This window comes from Nocardioides speluncae, assembly GCF_003121585.1.
GTDB classification, from domain to species: domain Bacteria; phylum Actinomycetota; class Actinomycetes; order Propionibacteriales; family Nocardioidaceae; genus Nocardioides; species Nocardioides speluncae.
On record NZ_QEOO01000007.1, the window covers coordinates 18,132 to 35,774 of the forward strand.

The window sequence follows — 17,643 nt, forward strand, 5'->3', positions numbered from 1 at the left end:
CCTGTAGGAAGCGAGCCCCCGACGCCTCAGGCGTTGGGGGCTCGTTCACCTCTAACCCGCTGTCAGGAATTCGGAGTATCTGCGTTCTAGCCGGTGGAGGTCGGGGCGTGACGCCCGGGAGCGAGGGATCACCAGGAGTCGGCGGTCGTGCATCTCCTGCAAACCGTGCCGGAGCATGGGACCGTCAACGGTGTCGAGGATGTCTTGCCTGATGTGCAGGGTGAGATCGGGCCGAACACCGAGAATGCCGGCGTCGTAGGCCGCGTGGTGGATCTTGCACATCGCCATGCCGTTCGGTACCACTGGCTCGCCGCCAGGCTTGCCGTCTTCGATGATGTGCGCGGCGTCGACGAGCCGCTCCTGCTGGAGCTCGCAGATCGCACACGACCCGTCGTACGCCAGCATCACCTGACTCCGGAAGACGCGCTGATGGAGGCGGGCCTTGGTCACCCGCTCCACGTAGCGCCGTGTGTCCTCTGCCATCGCCGCGCCCGGCTCCACGAATCGCTGCATCTCGTCCAATGCCAACGCGAACCGGTGCTGGCGGGCCTCCTCGCCGAGGATAAAGACGGGATAGATCGGTTGGTAGAGGCCCTCGCGGACGCCAACGAACCACATCAACGGCAGGCGCAGTCGCATGGCAACTCGAAGCGCACGGTTCTCAGCGTGGTCGGGATCCTGGCCTCGGTACATGTAGCGCTGCAAACCGTCCGGACCGATGGCGTCTTGGTACGGCGGCACCTTGTTCGGTGGCGTGTACGTCGTGCGAATCGCGAGCGCCGCGTCCATCCCGGCAGGCTTGCGGATCCCGCGCTGGCGGTCCATGAGCGCGATCCGGCGGCCGTTGTACTCGAACCCGCTGAGCTGGTCGTAGGTGACCTCGTCGGCATCTCGGGCGTCGAGCCAGCCCATCGCGGCGAGGCGGATGCGTCGACTCTCGTCCGGATCGTCCACATCACTGGTTCTACCAGCTTCGCCCGACCAGAGGGGCCGTACTGACCTGCACATCGACGTGACACGCCGCGGACTGCGGCGCGACGCGCCGGACGTGCAGGTCCGGGCGGCCCTTTCGTGGGCGGCTGAGCCCTCAAGCCTGTCAGACCGTGTCCGCCTCGTACGGGTCGTCGATCGTGTGCATCGCGGCCTCCTCGGCGCTTGCGCCGCCGCCGTCGATGCCGACATCGTCGCCAGTCATCGAGTCGCTGTCGCCGTCCTCACCGAGGCGTCCGGTCCGCTCGTGGCCGACCTCGCCGCCGACCGGGCCGTCGAGGATGTCGGCGTCCCGCTCCTCCTCGACCTCGGCCCAGACCTCGGGCTCCTCCTGGAGGAGCCGCTCGTCGATCGTCTCGCCTTCCTCCTCCTCGGCTGCCGTCACGCCCTTCGCGGTCGAGCCGCGCAGCTTCTCCGGCGGCGAGAATCCCTCGTCGAGCACGTCGTCGACGCCGCGGTCATCGAGGGTGTCGGCTGGTTGCAGCTGGTCTTCGCTCATGTGTGCGCGGTACCCGCCCCGGGTTCCGCCATGCGAGTCCGTGCGGTCAGCGCTGGCGGCGCCGGGTGGCGAGGTCGATGACGTTGTCGGGGAGCGGGGCGGACGTGCGGCTCGACGACGAGACGGCAGCCGGGGGCAGGTCGACGGGGTAGGCGGCCGGGTCGGCCTGGAGGGTACGGCGGGTGACGCGGTTGTTGGTCACCTTGATCGCGAACAGGTCCTTGGCCTCGGCGTCGTAGTAGGCGACGGTGCCGTCGAGCCGGTGGTCGAAGGTGAAGCCGAGCAGCGGGCTGCCCGCCGACGCTCGGGCGCCGGGCTTGAGGAAGTAGCCGATCAGGTGCCGCAGCCAGTCGGTGATCTCGTCGAGCCCGTCGGTGTCGTCGGCGATGAGGCAGCAGCCGTCGACGCACGGGACCCAGCACCCGAGCGGGCTGGGCTGCCCGGGCGTGCTCCGGAGCCCGGCGGCGACCGCCGCGACGTACTCGATCTCGGTCTCGTTGAGCGGCGGGTCGACGCAGATGTGCCCGATCGCCTCGGTGGCGTTGTCCATGAGGTCCCCTGAGTCCCTGATGCCGAAACTGGGATAAAGCCTCACAGGGTGCGTTTGCGTGCGCTAGGCCCTATTTGCGGCCTGTGGATATCTCGACTACTCGACGGACGAGAGCTTGGCGAGCCGCGCGGTGAGCAGGGGGAGCCGGTGGCCGTTGCCGTGCAGGGCGAGGTACTGCTCGCCGAAGACCGCCAGCAGCGCGTCGTCGAGTCGGCGTACGGCGCGGGTCGGCTGCCGGTAGCCCATTCGGGCATGGATCGCGGCGGTGTCGACGGAGCCGAGGAGGTCGGCGAGCTCGTCGAGCGAGGTGATGCCGAGCTCCAGCAGCAGCCCCGAGATCCATGCGTAGTGGTCGGTGCGGGACCAGCCGGCGTCGGCGTACCGGCCCGCCAGGAACGTCGCCAGGTCCGGTGCGCTGATCCGTGGGTCGGCCGCGTCCGTGGGTAGCTGCTGCTCGGTCATCGACGCCTGGATCCGCTCGCGGATCGCGGAGAACTCCCGGTCGGCGAGCTCGAGCAGCCCGGCCGCGAGCGTGAACCGCCGGTCGAGGTCGCGCGCGTGCTCCTCGGGGATCGAGCCCTTGTAGCGGATGTCGTGCTCGAACTCGGCCCAGGCGTGCTGCAGCACCGTGCGCACCTGCACCGACGCGGCATACCCGTCGAGCGCTGTGTACGCCGCGGGTGCCTGGCGGTCTTGGTCGAAGGAGACGAGCAGGTGCCGGCTGGCGTACCCGAACCGGCCCTCGTCGGCGGTCTCCTGGCCGAGGTCGCGGTCGTGAAGTACGACGAGCTGGTCGCCCAGCAGGTCCGCGACCGCGGCCACGTCGCTCTGCAGGTAGAGGATCACCCGGACGCCGACCGCGTCGGTGATCTCGGTCAGCGGGTCGGCGTACAGCGGCCGGCCGTCGGCCCGGCGCCGGCCCGCCTTCCCGGCGAACGAGGCGACGCTCTTGGCCCGTCCGGTGACACTCAGGTAGTTGATGCCGGCGTCGTCGAGCAGCCCGGTCACCATCGCGATGAAGCCGTCGGTGACCTCGACCAGGTCCGGCTGCTTCGCGGCGTACTCCCGGACCGCGCTGGCGACCGGGTCGCTCTGTCGCGCGGCCTCGGTCGGCTCCGGTGCCCGCTCGCGGGCCGCGGGGGCGTGATCGGCGGGCAGCGTCGGGGTGACGATGTAGCCCTCCGCAAGGTCGCCGTACGTCGTGGTCAGCTCCGGCCGGCGGGCGGCGTACATCGCGACGTAGGCACAGACCACCGCATCGACCTGGTCCTCGGCCCGGCGCAGGTCAGCCTTCCGAGCGGCGTCCTCGACCTGTTCGGCGAGCTCGCGCCAGGCCTCGCTCTCGCCGAGGTGGATCGCCGGGCTGGCATCGGTCAGGCCCTCGAGCAGTCGCATCAGCCGCAGCAGCTCCGCCTTGAGCTGGGGGAGCGGCCGGCCGGGCTTCTGCTTGTACTTCAAGGTCCGGCCGAGCCGGAACAGCGAGACCGTCGCCGGGTGCGGGTAGACCTCGATCGCCCGGCGCTTGACGGTCGATGCCGGGTCGATGTCGAGGTCGAGCGCCGCCGCCAGCACGGCGCCGCGCGGGGTGCCGCTGAACTCCGGCTTGGCAGTGTTCGACGGATGGGCGCCGGCGTCGTACTTGGCGAAGTCGCGGTTCAGGGCGCGCTCTGCCGGCCGGTTGCCGGACGGGTTGGTGACGATCAGCGGGGCGTCGATCGCGACCAGGCACCGGCCGGCCGTGTACGGCGCGAGCGCAGTCGTGATCGACTCGTCGGTCGTGGCTGCCGACAGGTGGACCAGCTGGCCCTTGCCGGTCAGCACGGCAAGGCCGGTGGGTCGCTTGCTGCCCCAGGCTAGGTCGATGCCGACGAAGTGCACGCCCACAGCCTGCCTTGTGCCGAGCCTGCGCGGCAGAGGCTCGCTGGCGCCATCGCGCTCAGCGTGCGCCCAGGACCTCGAGGACCTGATCGATCTTGCCGTCCATGGTCTCCAACCGTCCGTCGACGGCGTCGAATCGTGCGTCGAGGGCATCGAATCGGATGTCGTGCTTGTCGACGCGCTTGGTCAGGGCGAGGACCTTGGCGTCGAGGCTCAGCAGTAGGTCGTAGATGGCCTTCACATCGTCGTCCAACTGCCGCACCTTACGGGTGAGTTCTCGTGGCGTCATCGTGTCCATGCCGCGACGCTAGGTCCGGCCATCGTAGGGCACCAGCACCACTTCCGTACCTGTGGAAAAGAACGGCGCTGCGATCTTGTGGACGGTAAGTGGGCCGGAGGATCGTGGGGTGCGGAGGTGGTGAGATGCAGGCCAAGGTAGGCGACAAGCTCGTTGTCGAGAGCGCCAAGGTCGACGCGCCCCGGCGCGAGGGCGAGGTGCTGGAGGTGCGCGGCGCGGACGGGCGGCCGCCGTACGTCGTGAAGTGGTCCGACGGCCACGAAGGGCTGACGTTCCCGGGCCCGGACGCGCACATCGTCTCGTCGTAGGGCGCTAGTTCCCCACGACCGGCAGGTGCACGACCGTGTCATCGATCGTGATCACGCCGGGCAGCCGGCTGCCGGACGCGACGAACGTGTCGTGGACCGGCGTGACCAGCAGGTAGAGCGACTGGCCGGCGGGTACGTCGATCGCGACCGCCGGCAGCGCTACCCGCCGGGCGGCGCCGACGACCGGCGTCGGTTCGCTGACCGGCAGCACGTTGGCCTGGACCAGCTGCGCGTCCAGCGGGCTGGTGCCGACGGCCAGGCCGTAGAAGGCGCGGCTGTCGAGCCCGACCGCGGTCACGTTGCCGGTGAGGTAGGGCCTGCCGGCGATCCGGATCGGCCCCTTCGCGACCAGCGTGTTCAGCGGTACGCCGGCCGTGGTCGGGGAGACCACCTGGCCCACGCGGTACGCCGCGTCCGCGGCCGCCGACCGGACCGTCGTACACGCGTTGGCCGGCGTCGACAGGTGGACCTTGCCGTAACCGTGCAGTCCGGTCGACCGGCCGCGGAGCTTCTCGTCGAAGAAGCGCAGCGCGAGGGCGGTGAAGTCGCCGCCGCCGAGCCGCTTCGTGCACGGGTCGCCGGCGGGATGGGTGCGGGGCGGGAAGATCGGCGGCAGCACGTGCCCGCCGTTGAAGCCGACGAAGATGCTCTGTCGGCGCGCCTTGGCAGTGAGCGCGCCGGACCAGTTCTTCAGGCCCTGCTCCAACGGGAACAGGGTGTCGGTGGAGCCCTGGTGGAACAGCACCGGGATGTCTAGCAGGCGGCCCTGGCTTGCGTGCCAGCGCGGTCCGTTCTTCTCCATGAAGGCGGTCACGTCGAGGGTGCCGGGGATGGAGCCGTCGGGCCAGCGGTTGGTGGCCAAGCCCTCGGCGACCGAGGCCAGCACCTTCGGCTGCAGTGCGTCACTGGTCAGGGAGACCGCGGTCAGCGCGGCGACCCACTCCGAGCGGGCGACGCCATCCGGAGCCAGGGTGTCGTTGAGGTCCCACCAGGTGATCTCGGGGGCGAGCGCGTCGAAGACCGGCTTGCCGCGCGACATCAGGTGGCGGAACGCGCCGAGGAACTGGTGGCCGCCGCCGTAGCTGCCACCGATCGCGCCGAGCCGTGGGTCGCCGGGACCGTCCTGCCGGACCCAGGTCAGCTTGCTGATCAGGCGGACCAGCTTGAGGAGGTCGTGGCCTTCGATGTGCGGGTTCTGCAGGTGCGCCTTACCGCCGCTCTCACCCCAGGCGCGCTGGTCGAAGGAGAGCACGCCGTACCCGCGGTCGAGGTAGCGGCGGAACGCGGCCGCGTCGCGAGTGCGCTGGCCGCCCCAGCCGTGGCCTTCGAGGATCATCGGGACCTGGTGCGTGGCGGTTGCGCTCGCCGGCCGGAACAGCGAGTAGCAGATCTGGACCGGCGCGGTCGTGCCCGGCTCGGGGCGGCTGGTGACGCAGCCGTGCCGAACCGTGTGGCCTGCGGCCGCAGGTGCTGGCTGGGCGGTTGTCGGAGCGGGTACGGCGAGCAGCGTGGCGGCGAGTGCGGCAGCGGCGGTCAGTGCGAGGCGGTGGTTCATGGCAGTCCCTCGGTGTGTGGTGGTGCCGGGACAACGCGGCACGGCGCGACCGCGTCACGCTGTACTTGCCATTTAATCTGTCTGTCTGTCACACTGTGCGTGTAGCGATCCACAGACAGATCGCTTGACGAAAGGACAGAACAACGAAAGGCATCACTATGTGTCCCACGATCCGAGTCGACGACGAGGTCTACGCGCTGTTGCAGGCGCGGGCCGAGGCATTTGTCGACACTCCGAACACCGTGCTCCGCCGGATCCTCGAACTCGAGCCCGCGCCGCGCACGACCGCCAACCGCCCACGACGCGGTGAGGGCGAAGGGGCGAGCCGGCGGCTCGCTCGAATGATCCACGACGGCCTCCTCGAGCAGGATGAGCAGCTGGTCTGGGATCGTCGCAACAGCGGCACCCAGCACACCGCGCGCATCGGCGAGGACGGCCGCCTCCACCTCGACGACGGGTACGTCGCCGACAGCCCGTCCGCGGCTGCGAAGTACCTGGCCGGCTACGAGGTCAACGGCTGGCGCGTCTGGAAGCGCGCGAGCGACGGCAGCTCCCTGCGTGAGCTCTGGGGCGAGCGCGACGGCGAGTCCCGCCGCGGTCCCCGGCGGAACGGCCCGCGCCGGCACGGCCGTCGCGGCGAGGGCCCGCGCGGTGAGTTCCGCAGCGAAGGCCGCGGGCGCCCGCGTCGTACGCCGTCCGAAGACGCCGAATCCGACGACTGAGTCGCTCCCTAAGCATCAAGGAGGCCGCGGTCCGGAAGGGCCGCGGCCTTCGCTATCTAGGTTTCCCTTGTGCCGCCCGCCAGAACGATGTTGGTTGATTACATGGCGGAGAAGGGACGGAAAGCCACCGCTCATGACCTGGACGTGTCCGACAGCAGCCGGATACGCAACATCGTCCTGGTCGGCCCCAGCCAGTCGGGCAAGACGTCGCTGGTCGAGGCGCTGCTGGCGGCGTCCGGAGCGATCGGCCGGGCGGGCTCGGTCGTCGACGGCACGACCGTGTGTGACTCCGACAAGGACGAGGCGGCCCACGGCCGGTCGATCTCGCTCGCGGTCGCCCCTGTGGCGTACCGCGGGATCAAGGTCAACCTGATCGACACCCCGGGGTACGCCGACTTCGTGGGCGAGGTGCGCGCCGGGCTTCGGGCCGCGGACTCCGCGCTGTTCGTGATGGGGGCCAACGAGACCGTCGATGACGCGACCAGCCAGCTGTGGCGCGAATGCGGCGAGGTCGGCATGCCGCGGGCGGTGGCGGTTACCAAGCTCGACCACGCCCGGGCCGACTTCGGCGGCGTGCTGGCGGCGGCGCGAGCGGCGTTCGGCGACAGGGTGCTGGCGGTGTCGGTACCGCTCGCGGGCGGCGCCGAGCTCGAGTCGCTGCTCACCGTGGCAAGCGACGACGAGCGGCGGGCCGAGTTGGTCGAGGGCATCATCGAGGAGTCCGAGGACGAGACGCTGATGGACCGGTACGTCGCCGGCGAGAAGATCGACGAGGACCTGCTGGTCGTCGACCTCGAGAAGGCGGTGGCCCGGGCGACGTTCTTCCCAGTGCTGCCGGTGTGCGCCGCAACCGGCGTGGGCTGCGGGGAGCTGCTCGACCTGTTCGAGCGCGGGTTCCCGGCTCCCTCGGAGCACCCGCCACCGGAGGTGTTCACCCCGGCCGGCGCGGCCTCCGGCCACGCGACGTGCGAAGCCGGTGGCGACCTGGTCGCCGAGGTCGTCAAGACCACCAGCGACCCGTACGTCGGTCGAGTGAGCGTGGTGCGGGTGTTCTCCGGAACGCTGGTCCCCGACTCGACGGTCCATGTATCCGGGCACTTCGCGTCGTTCTTCGGCGACGACGCCGGCCATGCCGACCACGACGAGGACGAGCGGATCGGCACCCTCGGCTATCCGTTCGGCGCACATCAGGTCCCCGCCGGGCGAGTGCTCGCCGGCGATATCGGCGCGGTCGGCCGGCTGTCGCGCGCCGAGACCGGCGACACCCTCTCGACGGCCGATGCGCCGCGAGTGATGAAGCCCTGGAACGTGCCCGAGCCGCTGCTGCCGGTGGCGATCGAGGCGGCGACCAAGTCCGACGAGGACCGGCTACCGCAGGCGCTGGCCCGGCTCGCCGCCGAGGACCCCAGCCTCCGCGTTGACAACAACGCCGAGACCAAGCAGCTGGTGCTGTGGGTGATGGGCGAGGCGCACGCCGACGTGGCGCTCGGTCGGCTGAGCGGCCGGTTCGGCGTGACGGTCGAGCAGCGCGAGCTCGTCGTACCCCTGCGCGAGACGTTCGGGCAGCGCTGCACCGGCCACGGGCGGCACGTCAAGCAGTCCGGCGGGCATGGTCAGTACGCCATCTGCGACATCATCGTGGAACCGCTGCCGGAGGGCGGCGGGTTCGAGTTCGTCGACCAGGTCGTGGGCGGCGCCGTACCCCGGCAGTTCATCCCGAGCGTCGAGAAGGGCGTGCGCACGCAGATGGAGCGCGGCGTGCGCAACGGATACCCCGTGGTCGATCTCCGGGTGACGCTGGTCGGCGGCAAGGCGCACAGCGTCGACTCCTCGGACATGGCGTTCCAGAACGCCGGCGCGCTCGCGCTGCGTGAGGCGGCGGCCGACGGTGCGGTCACGATGTTGGAGCCGTACGACGAGGTGGCCGTGCTGGTCGGCGACGACCTGGTCGGCACCGTCATGAGCGACCTGTCGGCGCGCCACGGCCGCCTGCTCGGCACCGACAAGCTCGGGGCCGACCGGACCGTCGTACGTGCGCTGGTGCCGCAGACCGAGCTAGGCCGGTACGCCATCGACCTGCGCTCGGCGACCCATGGGTCCGGCACCTTCACCCGGACCTTCGCCCACTACGAGCCCATGAGCGAGGAGCTCGCGCGTCAGGTCACGGCGCGGCGCTTCTAAATAGGTTGACGTGGTTTGCCGGCATGAGTGATCCTGGCCGACTTTGTTCATGACAAGTCGAAGGGATATCGAAATTGGCAAGACCTGACGTACTGATCTCGGTGGACATCGAGGCCGACGGCCCGATCCCAGGCGACTACTCGATGCTCAGCTTCGGGCTGGCGGTCGCCGGCGTGTACGACGGGAGCGAGTTCCGGGCGACCGACCCGGATGAGGAGACGTTCTACGCCGAGCTACGGCCGATCGGCGACCGGTTCGACCCGAAGGCGCTGGCTGTGAGCGGCCTGGACCGCGACGTACTCCTCCGCGACGGCCGGGACCCGGCCGAGGCGATGACCGAGGCTGCGGCCTGGGTCAGGGGCGTGGGTAGCGAGCTGGACGCGATGCCGGTCTTCGTCGCCTACCCGCTGAGCTTCGACTGGATGTGGATGTACTGGTACTTCATCCGGTACGCCGCGACCGGCTCGCCGTTCGGCCACTCCCGCTGCCTGGACATGAAGACGATGTACTCCGTGAAGTCCGGCGCCGTGCTGTCGCGGTCGACCAAGCGGTACATGCCCAAGCACCTGCTGTCCAAGCGCCCGCATACCCACAACGCCCTCGACGACGCCGTCGAGCAGGCCGAGCTCTGCCAGCAGCTGATGACGTGGCGGGGCCGAAGGGAGAGCTGAGGTCCGTGCCTGTGGATGGCTGCTGCGCGCTGTCGGCGTACTCCGTTAGTGTCGGATCTGTCCAGGATTGACGAGGATTTCGGGGTGAGCTGCCGTGGCCGAGGTTGCGAAGGTCGTAGACGCGTTGAAGGAAGGCGCGTCGGGTTTGGATGCGGCCACTGGCGCGGTCCAGCGCGCGCGTCATCATGCTCGGCAGGTTGAGCAGCGGCTCGGCAAGACCGGCCTGACGCGGATGGCGCGGGGGATCGGCGACGTCGTCCAAAGCCTGGGCAAGATCGGCCAGGCGCTCGTCGCCGAACAGAAGACGCTCGGCGAGGCCGCGGCGCGGGTGGCGACGGTGCCGAAGGACCCGACGGGTGACGATGTCGTGTCCGACCTCGAGCCGGCCGGGAAGCAGATCGGTGACATCCCCGGGCGCCTGCAAGGCGTCTCCAATCAGGTCGACGGGCTGCAGTCCGCGGTCGCGACGGTCCTGAAGGGCTCCCAGCCCGGTCCGTTGCTGGCGCTGCTGGAAGACATCAAGAAGCCGCTGCCAGGCGTGATCGGCGCGGTCAGCGCCGCCGTCCAGCGCAACGACGAGGTCATCGGCGAGGCCCGGGGGGCCGGCGACGGGGGAAAAGCGTAGGCGGGTCCAGCCCGCCTGGCTCGGCTGCCTCGAACGGCGTGGTGAACAAGCCGGACGTGCCCTGGCAGGAGACCGCCGCGCTGCTGCCTGCCGATGACAGCGGTCGTCGGCTCACTCCGACTGACGCCAACTTCGTTGGCCTGACCGCGCAGCAAGCGAGGTGGTGGAAGATGCGAGAGGCGCCTCTCGGCATGACGCCGGAGGACTACGACCAGTTCAAGGCCGGCCTGTATGCCGCACTCGAGGAGGACGGAGTCTCACCTGACCAGGTCGACATCCGTCTCCAGGGATCGGCCGCTTACTTCTTCTCAGGCAGACACAAGCACCTGTGGACCGAAGAGGACGTCGCGAACCTGCCGGACGAGGTCGCCACCAAGGAGAGGATCGACAAGAGCAGGGCGCTGAAGGGACTGATGGATTGGTTCGGTGGTAGTTCCGATCGACCGCTACGCAGGCCGTTCGACTCCCACCACAAGCTGGGGCTTGACCGTGATCCCAGCGACTACGACGTTCAGATCTCCTCCGACGTGATGGTTCAGAAGTGCCAGAAGAAGTGGATATTCGGAGACATCTCGGGACCCTTTGAGAGCCAGCAGTTTGGATTCGTGAACAAGCGGGCCTTTCGCAAGGCGTTCCCGGCCCTGAAGAGGTGGGCTAGACGCGAGGGCAGGCGCCTCGGACGTCCGGTAGCGCCAGCACTGTTCAGATCTTCGGGGCCGCCCGACAACTCGCCCCAGATCTCGTCACACTTCAAGTCGACTGATTGGGTAATCGAGAGGAACAACTGAGAATGGCATCGTCCACGGCCTTTACGGTGAGTATCCAAGAGCCACTGACCCAAAGCAGTCTCGATCGGCTTCGGGAGGCTCTGGGGCTCGAGCCGGAAGGACGCCTTACCGATGACTGGGACGCTGAGTTCGGATACAAGGACCTCAAGGGTGATGGCGCCGACGCGACCGAGGTGACCTTGTGTCGTGCAGACGGTCGGCCCTGGTTCCTCGACGTCACCTATCCGGACGGGAACCCGCCGTCGGACGCTGAACTGGCGCAATGGCGCACCGAGCTCATCGAGGGGATCAGGGCGGCGGGGCTGACACCAGTTCCTTCCGAGTGATCGGCTCTGTGCCATATTCGGTGCGGCTGGATCCTGGTAGCGAGGGGTGGACGTGGCGGAACGCATGAGTGTGGCCGCTCTGGAGGCGCGGCTGCGGGGACTCGCGGCCGCGGTCGACAGGCTCGGCGCCGACGCCCGCGATCTCGCCGAGGAACAGCACCAAGAGGCCCTCGACGCGCAGCGCCAGGTCGAGGGCGGTCGGATGGCCAAGGCGCCTAACGCGGACGTCGCAGCCGCTGCAGCGGCCAGCCGGATCGCGCCGGACGCCGTACGCCTGGCGGCCCAGCTGGCGCCGGGACTCGCGGGTGAGCCACCGGCCGCGCCCGGCTGGAGGTCCCGCGAGTACGTCGGCGCCGGTGTGGGACCGTACGTCCGGCTCGGCGACCTGGAGCAAGGGACGGGATCGGTACCGGTCATTGCACCCCTGCTGGGCACCAACGGCTGGCAGGTGCTCGCCGACACGCCGTCGTCGGGCCACCGCCTGGTCCAGTCACTGGCCCTGCGGCTGGTCGCGACCGCGCCGCCGTTCCGGCTGCGCGTCGACTCCTTCGACCCGCGCCTGACAGGTGCGATGGGGCTGCTCCGGCAGATCACGTCGAAGTACCCGCAGATCGTGCCGAGGTCGGTCAACACCGTCGACCAGTTCCGCGACGTGCTCTCGAGCCTGGTCGAGCTCTCCTCGGAGCGGGCGGGGCGGATGACGCAGCTCGGCTATCGGCGGTTCGAGCAGCTGCTCGACAGCGGCGCGGCGGTCAAGGACCCGTACCGGATCGTGGCGCTGTTCGACTATCCCTCCGGCATCGACGAGGCCAGCCAGCGCGACCTGCTCCGGCTCGCGGCGACCGCAGCGGATCGCGGCATCGTCTTCCTGGTCCACGCCGACCAGAAGATCGCGCCGGCATCGGGAGTGCGGCCCGAGCAACTCGTGGATCACCTGGCGCGGGTCGAGGTCACGGGCGAGCGCGCCACCTTCAGTCACTTCCCCGGCATCTCGGTCCGGCTCGACCCTCCGTTCGACGCCACGACGACGTCCGACATCGTCAGCATCGTCACCGACCTCGCCGACGGCGCCGTACTCCCCACCATCGACTTCGCCAGCACGCTGCCGGACGACTCGGAGTGGTGGCAGCCCGCGCGCGACGAGCTGAGCACGATCATCGGGTACGACGACCGGACACCGGCCAGGCTCCGGCTGCGCACCGGCAACCCCGCCCTCCCGCACATCCTGATCGGCGGTGCCGCCGGCCAGGGCAAGTCCAACCTGCTGCTGGTGATGATCCACGGGCTGGCGGTGCGTTACTCCCCGCGCGACCTGGAGATGTACCTCCTGGACTTCAAGCACGGCGTCGAGTTCGCCGGGCTGGGTCCCGCCCACGGCCGCGCCCACTGGCTGCCGCACGTGAAGGTGCTCGGCGTCCACAGTGACCGGGCATTCGGCCTCGCCGTTCTCCGGCACCTCAACACCGAGCTCGGCCGGCGCAGCACCTTCTTCAAGGAGCGCGGCAACGTCACGGACCTGGCTCAGCTCGCCAACGATCCGGATCGCCCGCCGCGGATCCTGGTCGTCCTCGACGAGTTCCAGGTGCTCATGGAGGAGGACGACGACATCGCCGACGAGGCCGTGCGGCTGATCGAGAAGCTGATGCGGCAGGGCCGTGCGTACGGCGTGCACCTGGTCCTGGCGACGCAGACGATCGAGGGCATGAGTGGCATCGCCTACCGCCGGGACTCGATCTTCGGTCAGGTGCCGTACCGGATCGCGCTCAAGAGCACCCAGTCCGACTCGCAGTCGGTGCTCCGTTCCGGCAACACAGCGGCCGCCGACCTGCAGTTCCGCGGTGAGGCGATCCTCAACGCGAACTTCGGGTCGCCGGAGGACAACCAGCGGGTGCTGGTGAGCTTCGCGCCGCCGGACACCCTGGCCGAGCTCCGGAACAAGCTGCATGCCCGGGCGCGGGCGGCCGGGCCGGTCGTCCCGCCGAGGGTGTTCCACGTCGGCGAGTCGGCGGACCTCGGCGACACCCTCACGAGCCAGCCACCAGCGGCTGGAGCCGTGGTGGAGGCCTGGGCCGGACTGCCGATCGCGGTCGACGAGACGCCGCGTGCGGTGCAGGTCAGAGAGGACCCGGGTTCTGGCGTGATCGTGCTCGGCGACGGTGCGATGGACGCGATCGGGGTGCTGTCCGGCATGGCGATCTCGGCTGCCGCCCAGCAGTCGCGGCGGCCGCGGTTCGTCGTACTCGACGGCACCGCCGCCGACCGCTCGACCGGCGAGGGCAAGGCCGCACTCGTGCAGAGCCTGATCGGCATCGGCTGCGACGTGGAGCTGGTCGACCAGCCCGAGAAGATCCTGGCCAAGATCCATGAGCTCCGGCAGGTCGTCGACGGCGGCGCCGGCATCGAGCTGACCTACGTGCTGGGCATCGGCATGCATCTGGTGCCGCGGATGAAGGCCGACATCGAGTTCGCGCCCCGCGCGTCCGAGTCGCTGGCCGAGGTGATGAGCGACGGGCCGTCGGTCGGCATCGTGACCTTCGCCTGGTGGAACCGGCTGCACGTCGTCGACGACCACCTGGGCTGGGAGCGGTCGAACGTCTCGGCTTACGCCTTCCTCCGGCATCCCGTCGACGGCGTCCGCACCGTCTGCGGTCCGCTCGTGAGCTGGGCCTCGGAGTCGAACCGCGCGTTGCTCTGGGACGGGATCTCGCCGGAGCCGGTGGTCGTGGTGCCGTTCGCGCCGCTGGTGCAGGGAGATGTCGACCGAGTGGTGGCGGCGGTGGGCCGGTGACTGCCTGGCAGGAGTACGCCGCGGCGCTGGGCGAGGTCGCGAAGGCGCGCGCGGGTGCGCGTCAGGAGCAGGACCAGATGGCCGGCCGGCTGATCAAGGACCGCGAGGCGGCGGCGGCTCAGGTGAAGGCGACCGAGGAGCGACGCCAACACATCGACCGGCAGGCGGCGGGACTCACGGAGCATGCGGGGCGGACGCTGGCCGATGCGGGCGTGCGTGCCGAGGGGCGGCGTACCGAGGTCGAGGTGACCACGCCGACGAGCCTCGAGGACGCCAAGAAGCAGATGGACGGCCTGGCGGCGCAGCTCACGCAGACCGCCGACCAGCTGCAGCAGGCGCGGGCGCAGGCGTCGATGACGCGGACCCGGTGGCAGCAGGTGGCGGCGTACGTCGGACTCCCGCTGCTCGCGGGGGCATGGGGGTGGTGGGTGGGCCGGGAGCCGACCGAGGCGGCGGCGACGTTCGTGCTGGTCGCGTTTGCGATGTGGACGGTGCGGAAGGCGACGACGGGGAAGGCCCGGCCGTTCGCGGTGGGGGTGGCGGCGTTCGTGGCAACCGCGCTGTGCATCTTCGCGGTCGACGCGTTCGTGCCGACCGGGACCATGGTCTACTTCGCGGTCCTGTTCGTGCTGATCGCCTGGCGCTTCCTGACGCTGCAGGTTCGCGGCGGCCGGACGAGCCCGGATCTCAAGAAGTAGCGGCAGACAACCAACCGACTCATCGCGGGGCGAGTCATAGCAAGGTAAAGCGGGCCTGTCAGTCTCGCTACGCCATCTCTTCCACCCACGAGGAGCCCTTGCAGTGAATCACCCACGCCGTACCTCCCTTGCCATTGCCGCCGCAGCGCTCGCGACCGCGGGCCTCGTCGTACCCGGCTTCAGTCCGGCCCCAGACCGAGCCTCCGCAGCCGAGGACGGGCTGACCAAGCAGCTGGACGCCCTGCTCGCCGACCCGCGGTACGACGGGTCCCAGGTGGGCCTGGTGGTGCGGGACGCAAACACCGGCGACGTTCTCTACGACCGCAACAGCAAGAACCGGCTGCTGCCGGCGTCCAACATGAAGCTGCTGACCTCGGCGGCCGCGATGGAGCAGCTGGGTGCGGACTTCCGCTTCCACACCGACGCGCTGGCCACGGCGCCGGTCCAGGACGGCGTGATCGGCGGCGACCTCTACCTCAAGGGCTTCGGCGACCCGACGACGCTGGCGGCCGACTACGGCAAGTTGGCCACCGACCTGAAGACGGCGGGAGTACGGCGGGTCACCGGCGACCTGGTCGCCGACGACAGCTACTTCGACTCGGTGCGGCTGGGCGACAGCTGGGCGTGGGACGACGAGCAGGAGCTGTACGCCGCGCAGGTCTCCGCACTGACCGCCGCGCCGAACACCGACTACGACAGCGGCACCGTGATGGTGCAGACCAAGCCCGGCGCCGCCGTGGGGGAGGCGGCCACGCTCACCGTCGTACCCAAGACCAGCGTGGTGCGTCTGGTCGGCACCGTCGCCACCGGCGCGCCCGGCTCGGCGAGCACGCTGCGCATCGAGCGGGAGCACGGCACCAACCGGATCCTGGTCAGCGGCTCGGTTCCGGCCGGCGGCGCGACCAGCACGTCCTGGGAGACCGTCTGGGAGCCGACCAGGTACGCCGCCGACCTGTTCAAGCGCGCCCTGAAGGAGGCCGGCATCCGGCTCGGCGGCCGGGTCACCACCGGCGTCACCCCGGCCGACGCCCAGCGGCTGGCGCGCGACGAGTCGATGCCGCTCGGCGAGCTGATGACGCCGTTCCTGAAGCTGTCCAACAACCTGCACGCCGAGACGCTGACCAAGACCCTCGGCAAGGAGAAGGCGGGCGCCGGGACCTGGCCGGCCGGGCTCGGCGTGATCGCGGCGCACGCGAAGAGCGCAGGCGCGGACACCGCGACCATCCGGCTGTCCGACGGCTCCGGGCTGACCCGCAAGAACAACCTCACCGCCGACGCCGTCTCCGACGTGCTGGTGGCCGCCGCCAAGGAGCCGTGGTTCGAGCAGTGGTACAACGCGCTTCCGATCGCGGGCAACCCGAACCGGTTCGTCGGCGGCACCCTGCGCGCCCGGATGCTCAACACCCCGGCGGCCAACAACGTGCACGCCAAGACCGGCTCGCTTACCGGCGTCACCGCGCTGTCGGGCTACGTCACCGACGCCGACGGCCGGGAGCTGGTGTTCTCGATGATCTCGAACAACTACCTCACCACCCCGCGCCCGGTCGAGGACGCCGTGGCGGTCACGCTGGCGTCGTACACCCAGGACGGGACACCGGAGGCGGTCACGCCGAAGCGCAGCCGCAGCGGCGACGAGGGCGGCGCCGACGTCGAGTGCTCGTGGGTCAAGGCCTGCTGACGGGACGGGCGTAGGAGGTGAGCGCCTCGACGAAGCCCGGGGCGTGCACCGACCAGTCGAGATGGCGGCGGGCATACGCGTGGCCGGCGGCACCCATGGCGTGCCGCTGGTCGGTGTGCTGCCACAGGGTGCGCACGGCCGAGGCGGCGGCGTACGACGAGCCGAAGCCGACGACCAGCCCGCCGCCGGACTCCGCCACAAGATGCCGCGCCAGCGGCAGGGGAGTCGTGATCACGGGGACGCCTTGGGCGAGGTACTCGATCACCTTGGTCGGCCGGGAGTGCCGGTAGTTCGGCTCGTCGTGCAGCAGTGACAGCCCGGCGAGCGAGCCCGTGACCCGCTCCATGGCGGAGGCGAGCGGCAGGAAGCCGTGCCAGGTCACCACGCCCTCGTGGTCGGCAGCGCGCAGCAGTTCGGTGGACGACTCGTCGGCGTGCCCGATCAGCTCGACTCGCAGGCCGCTGCCGGCCAGCCGCCGGCCGAGGTCGATCATCTCGACCACGCCGCGGGCTCGGGTGAGGTGGCCGACGTACACCACGCGTGGGTGGTCCGGCGGCGGCACGGTCGCGGGCACCAGCGCGGTGTTGGGTACGACGGGGTGCGCGTGCCGGAACCGGAACCGGTAGGCGTCCTCGGCCAGCAGCAGCCCGGCCCGCCCCTCGGCGGCCCGCTCGACCGACCGGACCGCCGCGTTCGCCGGCCGTGCCAGCAGCGACGGCAGCCACGGCTTCATCGACACGGCGGCCGCGGTGTCCTCGTGGACGTCCCACACCACCGGCGTACCCGCGGCCGCGCCGGCGACCAGCAGCAGCTCCGGGTCGTGCAGGAGTACGACGTCGTGGTCGGCCGCCTGGGCCGCGATCAGCCCGCGGGCCGCCCGGAGCGCGGCGGTCCGCCGCCGTCCGGACGCGCGCGGTAGGTCCACGGTCGTCAGACCGCCGCCGCGCACGGGCGTCACGCCGTACGCCGTGCACGGCGCCGCGTAGGTGACCGTCCACCCGGCCGCCAGCAGCGCGGCGATCTGGCGGTGCCGGATCCGGGCGTCGTCCGGGTGGTGGACGACGGTGACGACGAGCGCCCGCATCGAC

The 17,643-nt window shown here is 70.3% G+C and carries 17 protein-coding genes; 10 read left to right on the forward strand and 7 right to left on the reverse strand.

Translation table 11 applies throughout. From position 1 onward, the window contains the following. Positions 1-51 precede the first annotated feature (51 nt). The 5 genes from DDV73_RS03365 to DDV73_RS03385 all read right to left on the reverse strand — a co-directional run bounded on the left by DDV73_RS03365 (position 52) and on the right by DDV73_RS03385 (position 4,215). Positions 52-954: an HNH endonuclease gene (locus tag DDV73_RS03365; RefSeq protein ID WP_206050687.1), complete on the reverse strand. Its 903-nt coding sequence runs from the start codon at positions 952-954 to the stop codon at positions 52-54. 142 nt (positions 955-1,096) lie between these two features. After that, positions 1,097-1,489 carry a DUF5709 domain-containing protein gene (locus tag DDV73_RS03370; protein WP_109505839.1) on the reverse strand — a complete coding sequence of 131 codons (393 nt, stop codon included), beginning with the start codon at positions 1,487-1,489 and terminating at the stop codon, positions 1,097-1,099. Between the two features lie 46 nt (positions 1,490-1,535). After that, positions 1,536-2,039, reverse strand: coding sequence for a hypothetical protein (locus DDV73_RS03375; protein ID WP_109505840.1), 504 nt, complete (start codon positions 2,037-2,039; stop codon positions 1,536-1,538). A 96-nt stretch (positions 2,040-2,135) separates the two neighbouring features. Continuing rightward, positions 2,136-3,917, reverse strand: a complete 1,782-nt coding sequence (locus tag DDV73_RS03380; protein ID WP_109505970.1) for a DUF429 domain-containing protein — start codon at positions 3,915-3,917, stop codon at positions 2,136-2,138. Between the two features lie 58 nt (positions 3,918-3,975). Then, positions 3,976-4,215, reverse strand: a complete 240-nt coding sequence (locus DDV73_RS03385; RefSeq protein ID WP_154402590.1) for a hypothetical protein — start codon at positions 4,213-4,215, stop codon at positions 3,976-3,978. Positions 4,216-4,340: 125 nt separating this feature from the next. Between DDV73_RS03385 and DDV73_RS03390 the strand changes: the two genes are divergently transcribed. Further along, complete coding sequence (locus DDV73_RS03390; protein ID WP_109505842.1) at positions 4,341-4,523, forward strand: DUF1918 domain-containing protein; 183 nt, start codon at positions 4,341-4,343, stop codon at positions 4,521-4,523. A 4-nt stretch (positions 4,524-4,527) separates the two neighbouring features. Here the strand turns inward: DDV73_RS03390 and DDV73_RS03395 are convergent, their stop codons facing one another. Then, positions 4,528-6,078: a CocE/NonD family hydrolase gene (locus tag DDV73_RS03395; protein ID WP_109505843.1), complete on the reverse strand. Its 1,551-nt coding sequence runs from the start codon at positions 6,076-6,078 to the stop codon at positions 4,528-4,530. Between the two features lie 158 nt (positions 6,079-6,236). Here DDV73_RS03395 and DDV73_RS03400 point away from each other — a divergent pair, with 158 nt between their 5' ends. From DDV73_RS03400 to dacB, 9 genes are all read left to right on the forward strand, one after another. Next, positions 6,237-6,800, forward strand: a complete 564-nt coding sequence (locus DDV73_RS03400) for a restriction system modified-DNA reader domain-containing protein (RefSeq protein ID WP_109505844.1) — start codon at positions 6,237-6,239, stop codon at positions 6,798-6,800. Between the two features lie 102 nt (positions 6,801-6,902). Beyond that, positions 6,903-8,981: an elongation factor G gene (locus DDV73_RS03405; protein WP_109505845.1), complete on the forward strand. Its 2,079-nt coding sequence runs from the start codon at positions 6,903-6,905 to the stop codon at positions 8,979-8,981. A 74-nt stretch (positions 8,982-9,055) separates the two neighbouring features. Further along, entirely contained in the window at positions 9,056-9,652 is a 597-nt protein-coding gene (locus tag DDV73_RS03410) for a 3'-5' exonuclease (RefSeq protein ID WP_240617095.1), read from the forward strand. A 94-nt stretch (positions 9,653-9,746) separates the two neighbouring features. Further along, positions 9,747-10,277 (forward strand): DUF6244 family protein, encoded by a 531-nt coding sequence (locus DDV73_RS03415; protein WP_109505846.1) that lies wholly within the window; start codon positions 9,747-9,749, stop codon positions 10,275-10,277. 41 nt (positions 10,278-10,318) lie between these two features. After that, entirely contained in the window at positions 10,319-11,065 is a 747-nt protein-coding gene (locus DDV73_RS03420) for a hypothetical protein (RefSeq protein ID WP_154402591.1), read from the forward strand. 2 nt (positions 11,066-11,067) lie between these two features. Then, positions 11,068-11,391, forward strand: a complete 324-nt coding sequence (locus DDV73_RS03425; RefSeq protein ID WP_109505848.1) for a hypothetical protein — start codon at positions 11,068-11,070, stop codon at positions 11,389-11,391. 64 nt (positions 11,392-11,455) lie between these two features. Continuing rightward, on the forward strand, positions 11,456-14,179 hold the full coding sequence (locus DDV73_RS03430) for an FtsK/SpoIIIE domain-containing protein (protein ID WP_109505849.1): 2,724 nt from the start codon (positions 11,456-11,458) through the stop codon (positions 14,177-14,179). Further along, on the forward strand, positions 14,176-14,877 hold the full coding sequence (locus tag DDV73_RS03435) for a hypothetical protein (protein WP_109505850.1): 702 nt from the start codon (positions 14,176-14,178) through the stop codon (positions 14,875-14,877). The genes DDV73_RS03430 and DDV73_RS03435 overlap by 4 nt, the downstream gene beginning before the upstream one ends. A 103-nt stretch (positions 14,878-14,980) precedes the next feature. Next, entirely contained in the window at positions 14,981-16,555 is a 1,575-nt protein-coding gene (gene dacB / locus DDV73_RS03440) for a D-alanyl-D-alanine carboxypeptidase/D-alanyl-D-alanine endopeptidase (RefSeq protein WP_109505851.1), read from the forward strand. Here dacB and DDV73_RS03445 read toward each other — a convergent pair. Continuing rightward, positions 16,542-17,639 carry a glycosyltransferase gene (locus DDV73_RS03445; RefSeq protein ID WP_109505972.1) on the reverse strand — a complete coding sequence of 366 codons (1,098 nt, stop codon included), beginning with the start codon at positions 17,637-17,639 and terminating at the stop codon, positions 16,542-16,544. The genes dacB and DDV73_RS03445 overlap by 14 nt on opposite strands. Positions 17,640-17,643 lie beyond the last annotated feature (4 nt).